Source organism: Sciscionella sediminilitoris (assembly GCF_000737195.2).
GTDB lineage: Bacteria > Actinomycetota > Actinomycetes > Mycobacteriales > Pseudonocardiaceae > Sciscionella > Sciscionella sediminilitoris.
In genome coordinates, this window is sequence record NZ_JALM01000009.1 from 24664 (window position 1) to 44904 (window position 20241).

Consider the following 20241-nt stretch of genomic DNA (forward strand, 5'->3'; position numbering starts at 1 on the left):
TGCTCCGTTTTCGCGGTGTGCCGGGGATTCAGACGCTCACCGAGGACTTGGCGAGGACACCGCCGTCGCAGCCGATGAGTGAGCCGGTGGTGTAGGAGGAGGCGGCGGAGAGCAGCCACAGCACGCACTGGGCGATCTCCCCGGGACGGGCGAGGCGGCCGAGCGGGACCTCGCCCGCGATCCGCTCCCGGATGGCCGCGCGCTCGGTTGCGGTGACATTGGCCCACATCAGTTCGGTCTCGGTGGGCCCGGGGAGTACGGCGTTGACCCGGATGCCGTGCCGTGCGTAGTCCACGGCGAGGGTTCTGGTCATGGACGAGATCGCGCCCTTGGACGCGCCGTAGGCGGTGACCCCGCCCGCGGCGAACCCCACCTGCGCGGCGGGGGAACCGCAGAGCACGATGCTTCCCCCGCCGCCGGTGGCGAGCATCGCGCGCAACGCCTGCCGCACGACCAGGAACGTCCCCGTCGCGTTGACCTCCAGGACTTTCCGGAAGGTGTCCGGACCGAGTTCATGGGCGAGGCCACCGAGATCGACCCCGGCCGAGGTGAAGACCCCGCGCAGTGCGGGTCCGCGGGCCACCGTGGCGAACGCTTCCTCGACCTGCTCCTGCGCGGTGACGTCGACGTGGTGCGCGGTGGCCCGCCCACCGGCCGCGTGGATCTCCCCGAGCAGGGCGTGCAGCCCCCCGGCGTCCCGGTCGAGCGCGTGGATGTGCTGTCCGCCAAGGGAAGCGGCCAGGCAGACGGCGCGCCCGATTCCCGATGCGGCGCCGGTGACCAGGACCGCGGTCTCGCTCATCGGTCCGCTCCGAGCAGCGCCTCGGCATCGGTGTAGCGCCCGAGCGCGTCCGGATCGAGTTCGATGCCGAGCCCCGGTCCCTCCGGAATCGGGAGCATGCCCTCGCTGTCCAGCGCCCAGGGCGTGCTCAGGATGTCGTCCACATACGGGGAACCGGTGACGTACTCGACCAGATCGGTGTCCGGCAGCGCGGAGGCGAGCTGCAGATCGGCGGCCAGGCCGACGGCCGTGTTCCATCCGTGCGGGATGAGCCGGATGCCGTGATCGTGGGCACTCCAGCCGACCCTGCGCAGTTCGCTGATCCCGCCGACCTTGGTGACATCGGGCTGGACGATGTCGAAGGCGCCGCGCTCGATCCAGGGCAGGTAGCTCTGCCGCCTGGTCAGTACCTCGCCCCCGGCGATCGGGACCGGGGCGTGCTCGCGAAGCCGGATGTAGTCCTCGATGGCATCCGGCGGAAGCGGTTCCTCGAACCAGGCGATGTCGTAGGCGCGCAGCATGTCCGCGGTGCGCCGCGCCCATTTGTAGCCGTTGCGCCAGGCGCTGTCGCTGGCCCCGGCGTCCACCATGAGCAGCGCATCGGGCCCGACGGCTTCCCGCGCGGTGGCCACGATCCGTTCGTCGAGCGCGGCGCCGGACCGGCCGAACGGGCCCCAGCCGATCTTGAACGCGGTCCATCCGGCGGCCACGCAGGGGCGGAGGCGATCGGCCAGCTGTTCGGGCTGCGTCATGAGCAGGGAGGCGTACGGCCGCACCCGATCCCGGTGGCGGCCGCCGAGCAACCGCCCCACCGGCTGACCGGTCGCCCGCCCCAGCAGGTCCCACAGTGCGGCGTCCACTCCGCTGATGGTGTGCGTGATCGAGCCGCCGCGGCCGAGCCAGAACGTGGCCCGGTGCAGTCCCTCGGCGAGCCGCTCGGGTTCGAGCGCGCTCTCCCCGATCAGCAGCGGGCGCAGCACATCCAGCGCGGCGCGGACCAGGTTCTCACTGGTGAACACGCTGCCGAGGCCGAGGATCCCGGCATCGGTGTGCACCGCGACCAGGGTGTGCACGACATCCTCGGAACGCAGTTCCTCGGTCCAGCCGCCTTCCGGAGTGGCACCACGCAGGCCGGCCGCGCGGACATCGGTGATCTTCATGGGGAAGCAACCTAGGCGGCAAATGGCAGATGGTCAACCATCTGGCACTTGCTAGGGTTCGGGAATGCAGTTGTCGGTGCCCCCCGAGAGTCCTCCCGAGTCCCGCCGCGACTGGGTCGTGCGGCAGATCCGCGGCCGCATCGCCGCCGGTGACCTGGTCGCCGGGGACCGGCTCGTGGAGCGGGATCTCTCGGCCGCCTACAACCTCAGCAGGGGCCCGGTCCGGGAAGCGATCATGGTCCTGGAGCACGAGGGCCTTGTACAGACCCAGCCCTATCGCGGCGCCGTCGTGGTCGGGATCGAGCAGGCGGAGATCACCGAGATCCTGGTGCCCATCCGCCTGGTCATCGAGCGGGCGGCGTTCCGCGCTGTCCTCCGGTCCCGGCCCGACGGCCTGCTCGACAAGCTCGAGGGCATCGTCGCCAGGATGGAACAGGCCGCGCGGATCCCGGTGAACTTCGACGCCCTCGTGGACCTGGACGTGGAGTTCCACGAGAGCGTCATCGCCGCGGCCGGTTCCGCGCAGTCGCTGCAGATCTGGCGCACCATCCAGCCACGCGTCCGGGCGTATTTCCTGCGCGACGCCTCCGGGCACACCTCGCCCCAGGATGTGGTCGACCAGCATCGCCTGCTGCTGGATGTGCTGCACGAAGGGCGGCCCGAGCGGATGGACATCGCGGTGGAGAACCACGTGCAACTGTTCCTCGACGCCGACCAGCACGCCTAAAGCGGACAGGTTCCGGCCGCTTCCTCTGCGATCCTTGCCGATCCGAAGCGAAGGAGCCGATCTTGTCCGTCCCGACCACCACCCGCCTGAGTACCCGCGCGCTCAATCGCGCCACCCTGGCCAGGCAGTTGCTGCTCGACCGCGCCGAGGTCCCGGTGCACGAGGCCGTCGCGCACCTGTGCGGGCTGCAGGCCCAGGAACCCCAGGAACCGTTCATCGGGCTGTGGTCGCGGTTGCGCGCCTTCGATCCGCACGCCCTCTCGGACCTGCTCGTCCGGCGGAGCGTGGTGCGGACCCATCTGATGCGCCGGACCGTGCACCTGGTCACCGCCGAGGATGCCCTCGCGTGGCGGGCCCGGCACGACGCGATGCTGCGCCAGCGGGTGCTCGGGAACTACCGCCGTGAGCTCGCGGGCGTGGACCTCGAGGAGCTGGCCGCGGCGGGTGCGGCGGTACTGGCCGACGGCGAACCCCGTTCGATGACCGGGCTCGCGCGGGAACTCGAGGAGCGCTGGCCGGAACCGGGGCCACGGGCGCTGGGGGAGATGCTGGTCGCAGCGCTGCTCCCGATGGCGCAGTTGCCGCCGCGCGGACTGTGGCGCACGAACGGCGGGGTGCGCAATGTGCTGCTCTCCTCGTGGCTGGGGCGCGAGATCGAGCCGCTCGCCCCGGACGGCAGCGATCCGGCCGGTGCCGCGCTGGTGCTGCGTTATCTGGCCGCGTTCGGTCCCGCGGCCGTCGCGGATCTGCGTGCCTGGTGTGGACTCGCCGGATTTCCGGCCGCGGTTGCCGAGATCCGCGAGCGGTTGATCGGTTTCCGCGATGAGCGTGGCCGGGAACTGCTGGACCTTCCCGATGCGCCGCGCCCCGATCCGGACACTCCCGCCCCGGTGCGGTTTCTGCCCGCCTTCGACAACGCGGTGCTCGGCTATCAGGACCGCGGCCGGATCATCGATGACGCGCACCGCGGACTGTCCGTTGCCGGGGAGCGAATGGTGCTCGTGGACGGCCGGGTCGCCGCGACCTGGAGGCTTGAGGAGGGCACCGTGCTGGTCGCGCCGTTGCGCCGGTTCTCCCGGGCCGACCGTGGGGCCGTGGCCGAGCAGGGGCGGGAGCTGGCGGCGTTCCTCTCCGAGGGGGCGTGTCAACGGGTGCGGGTGGCCGCCTCGCCGCGCTGATTCGACGTTTGCGGCGAGCTGCGCTAACCTGATGACGAACATGTTCGTTACGAACACATTCGAGGGAACCGATGCCTGAACCACGCAGCCGCCGCGACCGGCCGGCGAAGCCACCGCTTTCCCGGCAGTGGATCATCGACACGACGATCGGGATCATGCGCCGCGAGGGGCTCGGCAAGGCGACGATGCGCCGGGTCGCGAAGGAACTCGACACCGGACCGGCCTCGCTCTACGTCTATGTGCGGAACACGGCGGAACTGCACGCCGCGGTCATCGACGAACTCCTCGGCGCGGTGACCGTCCAGGAACAGGGCGACTGGCAGGACCGGCTGCTCGCGCTGGTCACCGACTACCGCACCATTCTCGCGGCCCATCCGGGCCTGGCCCGCTCGGCGCTGGTGATCCGCCCGTCCGGACCGCATCTGCTCGCCCTCTTCGACCGCGCGATGGGCCTGTTCATCGAGGGAGGCGTGGATCCCGCCCAGGCCGCGTGGGGAGTGGACCTGTTGTTGCTGACCGCCACCGCGAGCGCGGCCGAACACGCCGAGCCCGAGGACGGGGATGTGGACGCGGACACCGATGCGCCCGCGAAGTGCGACGCCATGGCCGAGGCGGTCCGCGCCGCGGAGGCCCCGCTGCTCGCCGAGCACGTCGACGCGGTCCTCGGCGGCACCCCGCAGGGGCGCTGGACCTGGTATTTCCGGGCGCAGATCGCCGGGATCGCCGCAACACCGACATCGAACGACTGAACAGGGGAGTCCCATGACCGCGATACCGCATTTTCCGATCGCCATCATCGGCGGTGGCCTGGGTGGCCTGACCGCCGCGCGCGTGCTGCACGTGCACGGCATCGAAGCGGCCGTTTTCGAACTCGAAGCGGGCCGCCACATCCGGACCCAGGGCGGCATGCTCGACATTCACGTGGAGAACGGGCAGCGGGCGCTGCACGCGGCCGGTCTGTTCGAGCAGTTCCTCGGGTTGATCAACCGGGGCGGGGAGGCCATGCGCATCCTCGACAAGCACGGCACCGTGCTGCGTGACGAGGCCGATGAGGGGAACCTGGAACGGCCCGAGATCGACCGCGGCACCCTGCGGGATCTGCTGCTCGACTCGCTGCCCGGGGACACCGTGCACTGGGGGAGCAAGGTCGCCGCGATCCGGGCGGTGCCAGGGCATTCCGGGCGGCACGAGGTCACCCTCGCCGAGGGCGGCACATTCACCACGGATCTGCTCATCGGCGCGGACGGTGCCTGGTCGAAGGTGCGCCCCCTGGTCTCCACCGCCTGGCCCGCGTACACCGGGATCTCGTTCATCGAGGCGGATCTCTTCGATGGCGCGGAAAAGCATCCGATCGAGGCCGCCGTGATGGGTGAGGGCATGCTGTTCGCGCTCGATGGCCGGTCCGGTCTCGGTGTCCTCGGGCACAAGGAAACCGATGGCAGCCTGCACGTGTACCTCGGGTACCGGTGCGGTCCGGAATGGGTGGCGAGCATCGATTTCACCGACACCCCGGGCGCGAAGGCGGCGATCCTGGAACTCCTCGAGGGCTGGGACGAGGGACTGCGCGGGCTGATCGCGAACGCCGACACCGGGCTGATTCCCCGGCACATCAACGCTTTGCCGGTCGGACACTCCTGGGACCGGGTGCCGGGGGTGACCCTGCTCGGCGATGCCGCGCACGTCATGTCCCCGTTCGCGGGCGAGGGGGCGAATCTCGCCATGCTGGACGGCGCGGAACTCGCGCTGGCGATCGCCGCGCACCAGGATGCTTCGCCCGCCGAGAACCGCGAGGCCGCGCTCGCTGCCTACGAGGCCGAGCTGTTTCCCCGATCCGCTGCCTCGGCCCAGGAATCCGCGGACGGGCTCGAGATGATCTTCGAACCCGAGGCGCCGAAGGGCCTGGTCGAGCAGTTCGCCGCGTTGGATCGGGAGGTTCAGTGATGGCAGGGAATCCGGTGTACGAATCCGGGAGCGGCCGGCCGGTTCTGGTGCTGCATGGTGCGCCCGGACCACAGGGCGCGCGGCAGATGGTCGACCATCTGGCAGGTGTCGGTCATGTCTACGCGCCGACCCACCCCGGCTGGGAGGACGTCCCGCTGCCCGAGGGTGAGGTCTCGGTCCCCGCGCTCGCCCGCCGCTATCGGGAGCTGCTCGCCGAACTCCGGCTCGAGGATGTGCTCGTGGTCGGCACCTCGTTCGGCGGATGGATCGCCGCCGAGCTGGTCGCCCAGGACGCGAGCGCGATCCGGGGACTCGTACTCGTCGACAGCGTCGGCATCGAGATTCCCGAACATCCGCTGCGGATGCCCGAGGGGCTGCCGCTGCTGGACGCCTACGGCAAGGGCGCGCTCACCGATGCCACGCTGGGACCCCGGCTCGCCGGGACCACCGTGCCCAGCCTGGTGATCTGGGGCGAGGACGACCCGATCGCGCCGTTGCCCTACGGCAAGGCGGTCGCGGCGAGCCTGCCCGGGGCCACCTTCGTGCCCATCGCGGGTGCCGGGCACGTGCCCTACCGGGACGCACCCGAGGAGGTGTGGGCGGCGCTGGACCGCTTCGCCGGGTAGCGGCACGCATGGCTTGACCCTGCCCTTGGGACACGGTTTCGAATGAGGCCACGTCGCGAACCGCGACGCCCGCCGACCGTCAAGGACCATTCGATGACCACGACCCTGGATCAGGGCACGAACCGTGTGTCCCGCCTCGGGAAACCGTTCCGGATCATCCGCGCGAACCTGCGCGCCTACCTGGTGATGAACGCGATCGTCTATGGCCTGTGCCTGATCGGCATGGGCGCGGGGCTGCTCTTTCCCGGGCTGACCGCCGCGCGCAACACCACCCTGCGCCAGGACGGGACGGCGGATCTTGTCGGCTGGCTGCTCGGGAACATGTGGCTGTTCAGCCTCGGCATCCTGGTGGTCAACATCCTCACGGTCGGCCTGCTGAAGATCCTGCTGCCCTCGACGATCGTGCCGTTCGCCGGAATCGCGGTCTACGCGTACTGGGCGTTCAACACCGGAGTAACCCTCGCCCCGGTGAACGCGGTCGCCGCGAAGACCATGATCCCGCATTCGCTGACCGTGCTGATCGAGTTCCAGGCCTACGCACTGCTGATGCTCGGCGCCTATCTGCTCGGCAGGTCCTGGCTGCGTCCCGGGAGCATCGGCGCGCGGAATCGCCGTCAGGGGTATGTCCGCGGGCTGGCCCGGATCGGCTGGCTGAGCCTGCCCGCGCTGGCGCTGTTCGTCATCGGCGCCGTCTACGAGGCCTTCGAGGTGATCCACCTGGTTCCGCGGCTGGTCGCGGGCTGATCCGGGAACCAGCAGAATGAGCGTGCACAACGTGGGAGGAAACGATGGCGTGGAGCACCCGGCAGCTCGCCGAACTCGCGGGCACGACGGTGAAAGCCGTGCGCCACTACCACCGGATCGGGCTGCTGGAGGAGCCCGAACGCGCGTCGAACGGGTACAAGCGCTACGGGGTGGCGCACCTGGTCCGGCTCGTGCAGATAAAACGGCTCGGCGAACTCGGGGTTCCGCTGGCGCAGATCGCGGCGATGGAGCGGGCAGATGAGGAACCGGACGAGGCGATCCGGGTGCTCGACGCCGAACTCGAGGCGACGATCGGGCGGTTGACCCGGATCCGCGCGGAACTGGCCGTGATCCTGCGTCATCGCGCACCACTCGGGGTGCCGCCCGGATTCGAGACCATCGCCCGGGATTTCTCCACCACCCAGCGAGCCCTGCTGACGGCCTATTCGACGGTCTTCAGCGAGGAGGACATGGCGGAGTTCCGGGAAATGGTGGCGGCACGGGAGGAGACCGACGACGAATTCGACCGGTTGCCCTCCGAGGCCGGGGACGCCGTGATCGAACGGCTCGCCGAGCGCCTGGCGCCGGTCGTGCGCCGGAGCCGGGAAGAGCACCCGCGGTTCGCGGATACATCCGGGTATTCCCCGCAGACCATCAGCACCATGGCGCATGCCGTCGCGGAGCTGTCCAACCCGGCCCAGATCCGTGTGCTGCACCGGGTGAACGAACTTCTCGCCGGGGAGACCGGATGACCCGGGACCCCTCCCGAGCGGACGGCCGCATCATGGTGGTCTCTGGCGACACGTTCAGGAGCGGGCCATGGGTGCGACGCTGAAGACCGAAGTTCGTTACCGGCGCGGGGCACCGGCATGAGTTACGTGCTGCCCGCGGCCCCGTCCGGAGCGGGAACCGGCGGGAAAACCGAGCACCGCATGGCCCCGGCCCGGCTGCTCGGCAAGTGGTCGCCGTGGCCATGGCGCCGCCTGTTCGAGCGGCTTCGCGGCGCTCGCGCGAGAACTGTGAGCTGAACCACCCTGTTCGGATGTTGAGTGTGCCGTAACGGCACAGCTTTTACTGGCCGCACCACAACATCCGGGAGGACAGCGATGAGCACACTCGAGAAGACTCCGGACCGCGCGGCCGATCCGAAGCAGGCACTGCTCGATGGACTGGGCGGCGTCTCGGGAATGGTGTACACGGCCCTGCCGGTCGCGGTTTTCGTTGCCGCCAACGCGTTTTTCCCCCTGCCGGTCACGATCGGGATCGCGGTACTCGCGGCGCTGCTGCTCACCGGCTGGCGGAAGCTGCGCGGGGAACGGCTGATGTCGGCGGCCGGTGGGCTGTTCGGTGTCCTCGCGGCCGGCGGCGTCGCCGCATGGACCGGTTCGGCGAACGGTTTCTTCCTGATCGGGATCTGGGCGGCGTTCGGCGGCGCCGTCGTCATGCTCGCCTCGCTGCTCGTCCGCAGGCCACTGACCGGGGTCGTCTGGAACCTGGTACACGGCGGAAAACACGTGTGGCGGGCGGACCGGCCGAGCCTGCGCGCGCACGATCTCGCCACGCTCGCGGTGACGCTGGTGTTCGCGGCCCGGTTCGTGGTGAAGCAGTGGCTGTACGTCGAGGACGCCACGGGCTGGCTGGCGTTCACCAAGATCGCGATGGGTGCCCCGCTGACCGCGCTGGCCGCCGTGGTGGTCCTCTGGGCGTTCCGCCGCTGCAGCACCCGGCTGACCGGTGCCACCGCGGCTGCCGGGCGATGACTGGAGCAGAAACCCATGAATCCGACGCTGCCGCAACGGCTTTACCTGTTGTGCTTCGACCCCGGCCGGAACAAACTCGACACGGCGAGCGTCCTGGTGCGCGGTTCGCTGCTGCGCGCGGCCGCGGTCGCCGAGTTGCGCATGCGGGGGCTGCTCAGTGACCGGGACGGCAGGGCGGTACGCGAGACCAGCGCGACACGGCCGAGTGATCCGTTTCTCGCCGGAGTGCTCGACCACGTTTCCCCGCACAAGCCGTGCCGCTGGTTCACCCTGCTGGAGCGCGACTGGTACAAAGCCGAGAAGACCGTGCGAGAACAGCTCGAAGCGAACGGGCCGGTCATCGGAAACCGGGTGCGGCGACTGGGAATCCTGCCCGGAAAGGAGTTCAGCCTCGCCGATCCGGGACAGGTGAGCGCTCTGCGGGAGAACACGAGGAACACCGTGCTGCGCCACGGTGATCCGGCCGTTTCCCCGGTGGAAATGGCCGTACTGGCCGTGTTCTCCGCCGACGGCGATGTCCGCAGCGTGTTCACGACGAAGGAACGCCGCGAGCACAAGCAGGCGATCAAGGCGCTCCGCGCGCGGGTCGAGGACGAATTACCCGGGCTGCGCAAGGCACTCGGTTACGCGATCGCGGCGCGCAGGATGCCCGCGTCCTCGGGCTGAACCGCGTGCTGGCCGCTCAACGCCGGGTACCGGCGATTGGTCTGTTCGAGGGTTAGTTGTGCACCGCGGCTGGTGTTTCCGCTGGGACATCAGGACATGCGGATGCGCCGTGTATGAACGCAGGTTCAGCTCCGGCTGATCCCCGCCGAGTTCCGGATTGCCCCGGCTGTGCCGCAGATCGTTCGGTTTCGCCCGCATGATCGGCGAGTGCATCCCGTGGCCGGGTGCGCACCAGGAGGTTGTCCCGCGTCCGGTGTGCCGGGCCGTGGATGCTGCGCTATTCCACCACGACTTGTCAACTCGGATTGATCGCTCGGCTGGTGGGATTGCGGGACAACGGCGCGGCCGTGGTCGGTGCTGCCCCGGGGAATATTGGCGATTGGTCTGTTCGGGGGAATCTCGGGTGAATGGCGGGAATCCGCGTTGCCGGTTGGTATTATAGATGTATGAACACTGGGGAAATGGAAACGATATTGTCTAGCCGGGAGCGGCTGGACCGGTTCATTGAGCAGGCTGCTGTGGTGCGGCGTGCTGAGGCGGAGTTGTTGCATCAGCTTGCGGAGTTGGACAAGGAGGGTGCTCCGGTCGAGTTCGGATACTGTGGCTCGGCGGCGACTTTGGCACAGGATGTGTTGCGGATCAGTCGTGCCGAGGCCCGCAGGATGGCCGAGAGTGCGCGGGTGTTGTTCGGTGCGCTGGGAATCAGTGGGGAGCCATTGTCTCCGGATCTGCCGAATACCGCGGAAGCGTATTCGCGTGGTGAGGTCGGTGTCGAACATGTGGATCGGATTCGTCAGTTTGCCGCCGAATTGCCCGCGGAGGTACTAATCGGAGACGCGTGGCCGATCGCGGAAAACGCCCTCGCCCAGATCGCCGGGGAAGTGGGTCCACGTGGGCTCGTCCGGCCGATTCGGGAAATACGGGCGCGCCTCGATCCGGATGGGCAGGCACCGACTGATCGCGAGCCTGCCCGTCCGGATCGGGAAATCTGGCTCCGGCAACGCAACAACGACTGGGAAATCCGGGGACACTTGGACTACGAAACCGGACTCAAACTCCGCAGTGTGCTCGACGTGCTCGGTAAACCCCGTAGCAGCGAAGCCAACGGCGGCACCCCCGATACCCGAACTCCAGCCGAACGCGACGCCGATGCCTTCGCTGAGATCGTCCAGCTCGCGGCGAACCCGGAGAGTCTTCCCGAAAACGGCGGGGAACCGTTCACGATCATGGTCACCATGACCGAAGAATCCCTGCGCGAAGGCATCGGAACCGCGACAACCATGGACGGCACCATTATCCCCGCCACCCAGCTACGCAGAATCGCCTGCGACGCCGGAATCATCCCCACCATCCTCGGCAGTGAAGGCGAAGTGCTGGATATGGGCTGCCGGGATCGCACCGCGTCGCCGAAACTCCGACGCCGACTCATCGCCCGCGACAAGGGTTGTGCGCACCCCGACTGTGATAAACCGCCCGCACTCACCCAAGCCCACCACATTCAGCACCACGCCAACGGCGGACTCACCGTCGAAGACAACATGGTGCTGCTCTGCCGCCACCACCATGCCCTCATCCACCACACCGAATGGCAAGTCCGCATCCACAACGGAAAACCGGAATTCACCCCACCCGAATACCGGCCTGCCTTCAGCTCGACGGCATGAGAACCCCGTCGATAATGTAGACGACCGCGTTCGCTGTCCGGACATTGCCGCAGATGATCTTCGCGTTGTCGTTGACGGTGAAACTGGTACCGGAACCACCGGTCCGGATCGACTGGCCGGTCAACGAAGTGAAGGTTCCGTTGTTCAGCTGGATGTCCTTGACGCTGTTGAGCGTGCCGACCAGCTCGGCCTTCTTGACCGCGGTGACCGCAGGGAATCCGCTCCGCAAGCGTGCTGCCCCCGGAGACGGACCGGGCAACGCAGCCGACCACCCGGCCACTGCTGACCTTCCCGGTCGGCTGAGCGGAATCGCTCAGGGCACCAGGTCGAGGAATTCCCAGTGTGCCCCGGGCTGCGCGCCACTGAGCCATTTCCCGCAGTTCTGCAACACCACCGGACCGGAGGTGATGTGCTGGCTCCCGGTGCGCAGATCGCGCAGGAACCGGTCGATCGGCCCGCGCCGGATCGCGGTCGTGGCCGCCCAGCGGTGCACCGTCTGGCCGATGTCCTGCGCGGTCCAGGTCGCGTGGTTGAGCGCGAGCCGGAGCAGGGTTTCCTGTTCGGTGCTCAGCAGTTCGTCCGCGTCCAGGGTGCGCTCATTGTCCCGCCACACCTGGAGCGCCCAGGCCCCGGCCGCACGCAGTTTCGCTTCCGCGTTCGCGAATTCGGCATGGAACTGCGCGGTGTCCACGGCAGCGCCCGGGGCGCCGGACTTTCTCGCGGCGTAGCTCCTCAGTTCGTCGAGCAGGCGCCGCCCGGCACCGAGCGCCCAGCCGGTGTGCACGATCGCGGCCATGTTCACCAGACCCACCCGGTAGATCGCGCCGCCGTTCGCGGGCCGCATCGTGGTCGCGGGATAGGTGTGCGTTTCCGGGACGTACACATCCGCGCAGTGGTAATCGATGCTGCTCGTCGCGCGGAGCCCGAGCACATGCCAGTTGTCCACGAGGGTCACCGCGGATTTGGGCATCGCGAGCACCCGTGGCTCGCCGGTGTCCTCGACCTGGATGGCGCTGTGGATATGGGTGGCCAGCGCCATCCCGGAGGCGAACTGCCAGTGCCCGCTCACCAGATAACCACCCGGTACCGGGACCGCGCGGCCGGGCCGGGTGCCGTGCCCGGAGAGCAGCGCGTGCTCCCCGGCGGGCACATCGGGAAACAGCTCGGCCGCCGCGACGGAACCGAGATAGGCCGCGGTGGTCCCGGTCATCAGCTGCAGCGCCAGCATCGTCCAGCCGATCGCGGCATCGTGATAGCTGAGCCGTTCGATCGTGCGCAGCAGCTGGCGCGGGGAGAACTCGTCCCCGCCGAGGTCGCGCGGCAGACCGGCCCGGACGACCCCGGCCGCCAGCAGGGCCTCCGCGATCTCCTCGGCGGGCCCGCCGAGCTCTTCGGCCCGGTCCGCCGCAGCGTCGATGGATTCGCCGAGCGTGTCGATCTGTTCGAGCAGTGCGGGGAATTTCGCACTGACGTGCAGCCGGGCCGGTTCCGTCATGGATCGCTCCTCGCTCAGGCCTTCGTGGTCTGCTCCGGATCCACCTTGCCAGCCCGGGAGGTCCGAGTGGCAGTGGTTTCACCCGAGAATCAGGCCGCGCCGCCGAGCATGGCGGCGGTCAGCACGGTGCCGCCGACACCCCAGCCGCCGTCCGGGACCTCCTCGACGAGGACGACCGTGCTCGCGCGCGCCCGCTCCCCGTAGATCTCGGCGTACAGCTCGGTGGTGCGTTCGACGATCTTCTTCTTGTCCGCCGCGGTGATCGTGCCGTCCGGGACCTTGAAGTTGGCGAATGGCATGGTTTCTCTCCCTTGTCGGTAACGGGTTGCCGGTATTGGGCTGTCAGACCAGGCCACCGTTGGCGCGCAGGATCTGACCGTTGATCCAGTGGCCCTCGGCACTGGTCAGGAAGGCCACGACCTCGGCGATGTCCTCCGGGGTGCCGAGGCGTTCCAGGGGCGGGGTTTTCGCCAGGGCCTCGATCTCGTGTTCGGTCTTGCCGTCGAGGAAGAGCTCGGTCGCGGTCGGGCCGGGGGCCACGGTGTTCACCGTGATGTCCCGTCCGCGCAGTTCCCGCGCCAGGATCAGGGTCATCGACTCGATCGCGCCCTTGCTGGCCGCGTACGCGCCGTAGCCGGGGAACTGGGTGCCGACCACTGAAGTGGAGAAGCCCACGAAGGAACCGCCCGCGCGCAATCGGTTCGCCGCCTGCTTGGCGACCACGAAGGCCCCGCGGATATTGGTGCGGTGCAAGCGATCGAGCTCGTCCAGATCGAGTTCGGCGATGGGGGAGAGGGCAAGGCGGCCCGCGGCGTGCACGACGACGTCCACGCCGCCGAACTCCGCCCCGGCCCGGTCGAAGAGCTCGGTGACCGCGGATTCCTCGGAGATATCGCCCTGGACCGCGATCGCGTTCCCGCCCGTTTCGGTGATCGCGGCGACCGTCTGCTCGGCGGCGCTGCGGTCACCCGCATAGTTGACGAGGACGCCCATGCCTCGGGCGGCCAGTTTCCGGGACACGGCCCGGCCGATGCCGCGCGAGCCCCCGGTGACGATGGCGGCCCTGCCGGTCGCCTCGGTGCTGTCGTTGGATGCCATGACTCCACGATGCGGCGGTTCCGCCGGCGGAACCAGGGGATGTCATCCCCTGTCGCGGTTGCCGAGGGTGGCGCAGACTGGTGCCATGCGGACCACGAAGTACGCCGAGCTCGGCGCGTTCCTCCGGTCCCGGCGAGAGCGCATCCGCCCGGCGGAGGTCGGACTGGTCTCCGGGCCGCGGCGCCGGGTTCCCGGGCTGCGCCGCGATGAGGTCGCCCAGCTCGCGGGCGCCTCGGTGGACTACTACACCGAACTCGAACGGGGCGCCGGATCCCAGCCCTCCGAGCAGATGCTCGCGGCCTTGGCACGGGCGCTGCGGCTGACCGCCGATGAGCGCGATCACCTCTACCACCTCGCCGAACGCCCGGTCCCGGCGCAGGGCGGGATCTCCGCGCACGTGCACCCCGGAATGCTCGACCTGCTCACCCGGCTGACCTCCACACCCGCCCAGGTGATCACCGATCTGCACGCCACGCTCGTGCAGAACTCGCTCGCCCTCGCCCTGTTCGGCGACCAGTCCGGCCTGCGCGGGAACCAGGCGAGCTTCGTGTACCGCTGGTTCACCGATCCCGGCGCGCGGCGGATCTATCCCGAGGCCGACCACGCCGAACAGTCCAGGGCGTTCACCGCCGATCTGCGTGCCGCGGCGGCCCGGCGCAGTGCCGCGGACACCGAGGCGAGCGCGCTCATCGAGGAGCTGCTGGCGCGCTCACCCGAGTTCGCCCGGCTCTGGGCCGAACACGATGTCGCGTTCCGCCGCAACGACCGCAAACGCCTCGTCCACCCCAGCCTCGGCCTGCTCGAGGTCAACTGCCTCAACCTGTTCAGCGAGGATGGCCGCCAGCGGTTGCTCTGGTTCACTCCCGCGGTGGGCACGGAAAGCGCGGGCAAACTGGATCTGCTCGGCGTGCTCAACACCCAGTCGCTGAGCGAATCCTAGGGGTTCAGCGCTTCGAGATCCGCTCGCGTCCTGCCGGTTGCCGTGCTCAGCTCGGCCGGGTCGATCGCCCCGCAGTCGAGACCGCGGAGCAGGAAACCGGACAGTGCCCGGGCCGTTGCCGGTTCGTCCAGTACTCCGCCCGCGGCGTGCTCGAGGTAGCGGCGCAGCCGGTCCGCGGCCGCGGGGAAGCCCGCGCGGAAGAACGCGTAGGTCGCCGCGAACCGGGTGGGCAGCTGGGCCGGATGCAGATCCCAGCCCTGGTAGAAGCCGCGTTCGAGGGAGCGCCCGACCAGCCGGGTGTGCAACCGCCAGGCGTGGTGCACCTGCTCGGCGGTACCGACCGGGAGGATGTTCGTGGAGCCGTCGGAAAGCCGCACCCCGGTCCCGGCCACGGCGAGCTGCATGACCGCCTTGGCGTGATCGGCGACCGCGTGCTCCATGCTCTGGTGCTCCGCGGCGATCCCGCAGGCCGCCGAATAGTCGTAGGTGCCGTAGTGCAGACCCGCGCACCTGTTCCCCGCGACGTGCACCATCCGCGCGATCGGGGCCGTGCCATCGGCGCCGAGCACGGTCTGCGGGGTCTCCACCTGGATCTCGAACCGGAGGCTGCCGTTGTCCAGGCCGTGCGCGCGTTCCAGTCCCGCGCACAGGGCGAGCATGGCCTCCACCTGTTCCACCGCGGTGACCTTCGGCAGCGTCACCACGAATCCCTCCGGGAGCGTCGTGGTGGCCAGCAGTGCCGCGAGGAACGTGTCCAGGGTGCGGATTCCGCGCTGCCGGGTGGCCGCCTCCAGGCTCTTGATCCGGATCCCGTGGAACGCGGGGGCGCTCCCGTCCGCGATCGCGGTGCCGAGCTCGGCCGCCGCATGCCGCGCGGTGGCGTACTCCTGTTCCGCGGAATGCCCGAGGTAGCCGTCCTCGAAGTCGATGCGCAGATCCTCGATCGGTTCGGCGGCCAGTTTGGCGCGCACCCGCGGGTAGAGCTCACCGGCCAGCACCGGGTCGATACCGCTCGCCGCGGCGAACCCGTCCGGATCCGGGCCGAACTCCGCGAGCGCGCGGATGGCCCGATCGCCCCATTCGCGGCACAGCCGCGCACCGAAGCGGTCGGCGGGGACGTAGACGGTGTGCACCGGCTGGCGCTCCCGGCGCTCCCCCGGATACATCCGGGCGAATGCCGCGTCGACCGGTTCGAGGTTGCGTTCGATCTCTGCCAGGACATTCGCGTCGATGTGCATCCGTCTCCTCGAGTGCGTGCGATGGTTGACATCGGCCGACCGGGATTCCAGTATATATTCCACAAAACGGTATGACAATTTCATTGAACGAAATTTACGGCCGGAAAATCGCGGCGGTCGAGGAGAGGACGCCATGGATCTCGTGTTCAACGCACCTCGGGTGATCACCGCCGGGGGAGAGGTCGCCGCGTCCATCGGGGTGCACGAGGGCCGCATCCGCGCGATCGAACCACTGGGCACCGAACTGCCCGCCGAGCGCACCGTGCACCTGGACGGCGACGAGGTGCTGTTGCCCGGGCTGGTGGACACCCACGTGCACGTCAACGATCCGGGGCGCAGCGAATGGGAGGGCTTCGAAACGGCGACACGGGCCGCGGCCGCGGGCGGGGTCACCACCATCGTGGACATGCCGCTGAACAGCCTGCCGCCCACGGTGGATGTGGCCGCCCTGGAGACCAAACGCGCCGCGGCACAGGGCCGGGTGCACGTGGACGTCGGATTCTGGGGCGGCGCGGTACCGGACAATCTCGGCGAACTGCGCGGACTGCACGAGGCCGGGGTGTTCGGCTTCAAGTGTTTCCTGTTGCACTCCGGGGTGGACGAGTTCCCGCCGCTGGACCAGCAGCAGCTGCACGCGGCGGCCACCCGGATCCGGGAACTGGACGCGCTGCTGATCGTGCACGCGGAGAACTCCGCGGCGATCGAGCAAGCCCCTGGCGCGCACGGCAGGCGGTACCGGGACTTCCTCGGTTCCCGCCCGCACGATGCGGAGAACATCGCCATCGCCGAGGTGATCGAGCTCGGCAAAACGACCGGGGCACGGCTGCATCTGCTGCATCTGTCCAGTGCCGAGGCGATCGGGATGCTCGCGGACGCGCGCCGCGAAGGCCTCGCGCTGAGCGTGGAGACCTGCCCGCACTATCTCAGTTTCGTGGCCGAGGAGATCCCGGACGGGGCGACCGAGTTCAAGTGCTGTCCGCCGGTGCGCGAGGCGGCGAACCGGGAACTGCTCTGGCGCGGGCTGGCCGAGGGCACCATCGACTGCGTGGTCAGCGACCATTCCCCGTGCACGCCCGAACTGAAACGCCGGGACACCGGGGATTTCGGCGCGGCATGGGGCGGGATCGCCGGGCTGCAGCTCGGCCTGCCCGCGGTGTGGACCCAGGCGCGCAGGCGCGGATTCACGCTGACCGATGTGGTGCGCTGGATGGCCGAACATCCCGCCGCGCAGACCGGAATGCGGCGCAAGGGCCGTATCGCGCTCGGCTGCGACGCGGACTTCGGGGTGTTCGCGCCGGACGAGACCTTCCTCGTGGACGCCGGGAAACTGGAACACCGCAATCCGGTCACCGCCTATCACGGGCTTCCGCTTGCCGGGGTGGTGCGCCGGACCTGGTTGCGGGGCAGGGAAATCGGCGGCAGGGAAATCAGCGGAGACGAGCCGTCCGGCGTGCTGCTGCGCCGCGGTGACTGCTGAACGGGGGCAACCGATGCGCATCGTCGTGGTCAACGTGAACACCAGCGAGGCGGTCACCGAGGCGATCGGCGCGCAGGCGCGGGCCGTCGCTTCCCCGGACACCGAGATCCTCGCGGTGACCCCGTTTTTCGGCCCCGAATCGGTGGAAGGGAACTTCGAGAGCTACGTGTCCGCGGTGGCGGTGCTGGACCGGGTGACCGCGATCGGGGAACCGTTCGACGCCGTGGTGCAGGCGGGTTTCGGGGAACACGGCAAGGAAGGGCTCGCCGAACTGCTCGAGGAACCGGTCGTCGACATCACCGAGGCCGCCGCGCAGCTGGCCTGCCTGCTCGGGCACCGTTACTCGGTGATCACCTCACTGGACCGGGCGGTCCCGCAGATCGCCGACCGGCTCGCCCTGGCCGGGCTCGATGGGCGGTGCGCCTCGATCCGCGCCACCGGGCTGCCGGTGCTCGAGCTGGAGGCCGATCCGGAACGGGCACGGGAACGGATCACCGAGGAGGCCGCGGCCGCGATCGCCGAGGACCGGGCCGAGGTGATCTGCCTCGGCTGCGCGGGAATGTCCGGGCTCGCCGAACGGATCACCGCGGCCACCGGGGCGCCGACGGTGGACGGGGTCGCCGCGGCCGTCGGGCTCGCCGAGACGCTGGTGCGCTCCGGACTGCGCACCTCGAAGCTGGGCGGTTACGCACGGCCACGGCCGAAGCGGATCACCGGCTGGCCGATCACGCCGCGCTGAGCCGGTTGCCTGTTCGCTCGTTTCCGATAGGCTCGAAACTGAGCATTGGTCACCGTTTCACCGGCCGCCGAGGAGGGCACCGTGGCGAGGCATCATGGCAGTTCCGGAAGTCACGGGTCCGGTCACTCCGGGTCATCGGGTTCCGGTGACAAGGACTCCAAGCGGGACGACAAGGGCAACGACAAGCGGGGCAATTCACGCCGCAACGACCGGGGTTCCGGCAGTTCCTCCTCGGGGTCGAACGACCGCTACTCCGGTGGCCGCGGATTGAAGACCGATCTCTCCGCGGTGGATTCGATGGCCAAGAAAATGGGCAACCTCGGCTCGAAGCTCGACGATGTGGGCTCCAAGGTCGGTTCCGCGCATCCGGGCAACAGTGCCTTCGGCGTGGTGGGCCAGTCGCTCGGCGGGCGGCTGGGCACGGTGCTGAGCAGCGCACAGCAGCACATCGGCCAGGTGGCGAACGGGGCGCGCGGGGCCGATCAGAAGCTGCGCAAGGTCGGCTCGAGCATGCGGCACAACGAGGACACGAACGCGAAGCTGATGAAGGACATCGGCGACTCGCTGAAGGGCTCGCCGGGAAAGGGCTCGGGCCAGTCCTCCAGGAGCGTGCCGTCCGGCAGCGGCAGCGGATCGGGCAGCGGTGGCGGCGGCCGCAAACGCAAGGACCCGCCCGGCGGCAGCGGGTCCGGAAGCGGTGGCGGTTCGAACAAGAAGCCGAAGAACAACAATCCGCCGACCTGGAACAACCCGACTCAGGACGGGCTGTACCCGCATTCGCAGAATGTGCCCTACGCCGGGATTCACAAGGACTCGAAGCAGCACTCCAAGCAGTTCCACCAGGAATCCGAGCACGTGGTCCCCTCGAACGTGACCGGGCGGCCACCGGATGGCCAGCCCGCGATCTCCATTCCCTACGATGCCCACCGCGGGCGTCCGGGTGAACGCCTCGGCGGGGTCAGCTCCACCGGAAGCGGCGACACCGCACGCCAATGGCGGGACCAGATGCGCGGGCCGTGGAACGATCCGGCGCGGCGGCACGAGGCAGTCCGCATGGGCGTGATCGACAACCTGAACGCGAACATCGAGTCGGCGCCCGGCCTGCACACCGTTATCGAGGAACACTTCCGGCAGGGCAACCTCACCCGGCAGCAGGCCAACGAACTGCAGAACGAGGTCGCGGACACCTACTACCGGCGCACCGGAAGGCGCAACCGCTGAGTCCGCTCAGACCCCCTCGGCGAGCACCAGGTCCAGGTGGGTGTCGATGAGCCATTCGGTGACCTGGTCGTTGTGCTCGATGGCCAGGCCCTGCGCCAGCTGTTCATCGGTGTCGGCGACCGCGTCCACGAGCCTGTTGTGCGCCTTGACCACATCCGGCACGTAACGCTCGGCCTCGGGACGGGTCCACAGCAGCGGTGCGCGTTCCCCGGCGATCTGCACGGTGGCCGTGGTCAGCCGCCGGGACTGGGCCGCGACCGCGAGTTCGATGTGGAACCGGCTGTCCGCGCGGCGGCGCTGCTGCGGACCGTCCGCGGCTTCCAGCTGTCCCACGAGATTGCGCAGCCGGGTGATGTCCGGCTGATCGGCACGCGCGGCGGCGAGCCGGGCCGCGGCCGCACCGGCACTGCCCGCGAGGTCGCCGAGATCGCGCAGCGCCTCGGTGCTGCGTTCGCGCAGCCGCCGCTCGGCCTCCGCGGCGGAGACGACATTGGTGTCCCGCACGACGCTGCCCCCGCCGCGTCCCCGCCTGGTCTCGACGAGCCCGCGATCGCGCAGCATGGCCAGCGCCTGGCGGACATTGAGCATGGTGACCCCGAGCTGGGCGGCCAGGCTCGGTTCCGGGGGCAGGCGTTCCCCGTCCCCGATGAGCCCGACCGCGATGGCGGTCTCGAGCTGGGTGGCGACCTGCTCCGCGCGGTTCCCGCCGTCGAACTCGCTGGTGCGCAACTGCGCCACGAGCGTGAACGGCTTCCCCACCTGCTCGGCGTTGCTGCTGGCTGCCAT

23 protein-coding genes are annotated in these 20241 nt (G+C 69.4%); 15 read left to right on the top strand and 8 right to left on the bottom strand.

Annotated features, from left to right (window positions below):
• Positions 1-28 precede the first annotated feature (28 nt).
• Both AD72_RS03415 and AD72_RS03420 read right to left on the bottom strand, forming a co-directional pair.
• The gene (locus AD72_RS03415) at positions 29-802 is read right to left on the bottom strand and encodes an SDR family NAD(P)-dependent oxidoreductase (protein ID WP_031464889.1); all 774 of its coding nucleotides are present in this window, start codon (positions 800-802) and stop codon (positions 29-31) included.
• Entirely contained in the window at positions 799-1941 is a 1143-nt protein-coding gene (locus AD72_RS03420) for a mandelate racemase/muconate lactonizing enzyme family protein (RefSeq protein WP_031464890.1), read from the bottom strand. The genes AD72_RS03415 and AD72_RS03420 overlap by 4 nt, the downstream gene beginning before the upstream one ends.
• Positions 1942-2005: 64 nt before the next feature.
• Here AD72_RS03420 and AD72_RS03425 point away from each other — a divergent pair, with 64 nt between their 5' ends.
• The 11 genes from AD72_RS03425 to AD72_RS03470 all read left to right on the top strand — a co-directional run bounded on the left by AD72_RS03425 (position 2006) and on the right by AD72_RS03470 (position 11247).
• On the top strand, positions 2006-2668 hold the full coding sequence (locus AD72_RS03425) for a GntR family transcriptional regulator (protein ID WP_231644720.1): 663 nt from the start codon (positions 2006-2008) through the stop codon (positions 2666-2668).
• Between the two features lie 62 nt (positions 2669-2730).
• Complete coding sequence (locus tag AD72_RS03430) at positions 2731-3846, top strand: winged helix DNA-binding domain-containing protein (RefSeq protein WP_031464892.1); 1116 nt, start codon at positions 2731-2733, stop codon at positions 3844-3846.
• A gap of 71 nt (positions 3847-3917) precedes the next feature.
• On the top strand, positions 3918-4595 hold the full coding sequence (locus AD72_RS03435; protein ID WP_031464893.1) for a TetR/AcrR family transcriptional regulator: 678 nt from the start codon (positions 3918-3920) through the stop codon (positions 4593-4595).
• 13 nt (positions 4596-4608) lie between these two features.
• The gene (locus AD72_RS03440; RefSeq protein ID WP_031464894.1) at positions 4609-5787 is read left to right on the top strand and encodes an FAD-dependent oxidoreductase; all 1179 of its coding nucleotides are present in this window, start codon (positions 4609-4611) and stop codon (positions 5785-5787) included.
• Entirely contained in the window at positions 5787-6413 is a 627-nt protein-coding gene (locus AD72_RS03445) for an alpha/beta fold hydrolase (protein WP_031464895.1), read from the top strand. The genes AD72_RS03440 and AD72_RS03445 overlap by 1 nt, the downstream gene beginning before the upstream one ends.
• A gap of 93 nt (positions 6414-6506) precedes the next feature.
• A complete protein-coding gene (locus AD72_RS03450; RefSeq protein ID WP_051897826.1) occupies positions 6507-7157 on the top strand; it encodes a stage II sporulation protein M in 651 nt (216 codons plus the stop codon).
• Between the two features lie 44 nt (positions 7158-7201).
• A complete protein-coding gene (locus AD72_RS03455; RefSeq protein WP_031464897.1) occupies positions 7202-7909 on the top strand; it encodes a helix-turn-helix domain-containing protein in 708 nt (235 codons plus the stop codon).
• A 117-nt stretch (positions 7910-8026) separates the two neighbouring features.
• Positions 8027-8185, top strand: coding sequence for a hypothetical protein (locus tag AD72_RS36350; protein ID WP_156365032.1), 159 nt, complete (start codon positions 8027-8029; stop codon positions 8183-8185).
• 78 nt (positions 8186-8263) lie between these two features.
• The gene (locus AD72_RS03460; protein WP_031464898.1) at positions 8264-8917 is read left to right on the top strand and encodes a DUF3159 domain-containing protein; all 654 of its coding nucleotides are present in this window, start codon (positions 8264-8266) and stop codon (positions 8915-8917) included.
• A 15-nt stretch (positions 8918-8932) separates the two neighbouring features.
• Positions 8933-9583: a GOLPH3/VPS74 family protein gene (locus AD72_RS03465; protein WP_031464899.1), complete on the top strand. Its 651-nt coding sequence runs from the start codon at positions 8933-8935 to the stop codon at positions 9581-9583.
• Positions 9584-10029: 446 nt separating this feature from the next.
• Positions 10030-11247 (top strand): HNH endonuclease signature motif containing protein, encoded by a 1218-nt coding sequence (locus tag AD72_RS03470; RefSeq protein ID WP_082468743.1) that lies wholly within the window; start codon positions 10030-10032, stop codon positions 11245-11247.
• On the opposite strand, the gene AD72_RS03475 is transcribed toward AD72_RS03470, so the two are convergent.
• The 4 genes from AD72_RS03475 to AD72_RS03490 all read right to left on the bottom strand — a co-directional run bounded on the left by AD72_RS03475 (position 11231) and on the right by AD72_RS03490 (position 13840).
• Positions 11231-11476, bottom strand: a complete 246-nt coding sequence (locus AD72_RS03475; RefSeq protein ID WP_031464901.1) for a fasciclin domain-containing protein — start codon at positions 11474-11476, stop codon at positions 11231-11233. The genes AD72_RS03470 and AD72_RS03475 overlap by 17 nt on opposite strands.
• Positions 11477-11560: 84 nt before the next feature.
• A complete protein-coding gene (locus AD72_RS03480; protein ID WP_031464902.1) occupies positions 11561-12742 on the bottom strand; it encodes an acyl-CoA dehydrogenase family protein in 1182 nt (393 codons plus the stop codon).
• A gap of 89 nt (positions 12743-12831) precedes the next feature.
• A complete protein-coding gene (locus tag AD72_RS03485) occupies positions 12832-13041 on the bottom strand; it encodes a 4-oxalocrotonate tautomerase family protein (protein ID WP_031464903.1) in 210 nt (69 codons plus the stop codon).
• A 43-nt stretch (positions 13042-13084) separates the two neighbouring features.
• The gene (locus tag AD72_RS03490) at positions 13085-13840 is read right to left on the bottom strand and encodes an SDR family oxidoreductase (RefSeq protein ID WP_031464904.1); all 756 of its coding nucleotides are present in this window, start codon (positions 13838-13840) and stop codon (positions 13085-13087) included.
• 85 nt (positions 13841-13925) lie between these two features.
• On the opposite strand from AD72_RS03490, the gene AD72_RS03495 reads away from it, so the two are divergent.
• The gene (locus tag AD72_RS03495; protein WP_031464905.1) at positions 13926-14780 is read left to right on the top strand and encodes a helix-turn-helix transcriptional regulator; all 855 of its coding nucleotides are present in this window, start codon (positions 13926-13928) and stop codon (positions 14778-14780) included.
• On the opposite strand, the gene AD72_RS03500 is transcribed toward AD72_RS03495, so the two are convergent.
• Positions 14777-16018 carry a DUF6986 family protein gene (locus tag AD72_RS03500; RefSeq protein ID WP_031464906.1) on the bottom strand — a complete coding sequence of 414 codons (1242 nt, stop codon included), beginning with the start codon at positions 16016-16018 and terminating at the stop codon, positions 14777-14779. The genes AD72_RS03495 and AD72_RS03500 overlap by 4 nt on opposite strands.
• Before the next feature lie 133 nt (positions 16019-16151).
• On the opposite strand from AD72_RS03500, the gene allB reads away from it, so the two are divergent.
• From allB to AD72_RS03515, 3 genes are all read left to right on the top strand, one after another.
• Positions 16152-17495, top strand: a complete 1344-nt coding sequence (gene allB, locus AD72_RS03505; RefSeq protein ID WP_031464907.1) for an allantoinase AllB — start codon at positions 16152-16154, stop codon at positions 17493-17495.
• Positions 17496-17508: 13 nt separating this feature from the next.
• The gene (locus AD72_RS03510; RefSeq protein WP_031464908.1) at positions 17509-18234 is read left to right on the top strand and encodes an aspartate/glutamate racemase family protein; all 726 of its coding nucleotides are present in this window, start codon (positions 17509-17511) and stop codon (positions 18232-18234) included.
• 81 nt (positions 18235-18315) lie between these two features.
• Entirely contained in the window at positions 18316-19455 is a 1140-nt protein-coding gene (locus AD72_RS03515; RefSeq protein WP_156365033.1) for a hypothetical protein, read from the top strand.
• A 6-nt stretch (positions 19456-19461) separates the two neighbouring features.
• On the opposite strand, the gene AD72_RS35405 is transcribed toward AD72_RS03515, so the two are convergent.
• Positions 19462-20241 carry a FadR/GntR family transcriptional regulator gene (locus AD72_RS35405; RefSeq protein WP_051897832.1) on the bottom strand — a complete coding sequence of 260 codons (780 nt, stop codon included), beginning with the start codon at positions 20239-20241 and terminating at the stop codon, positions 19462-19464.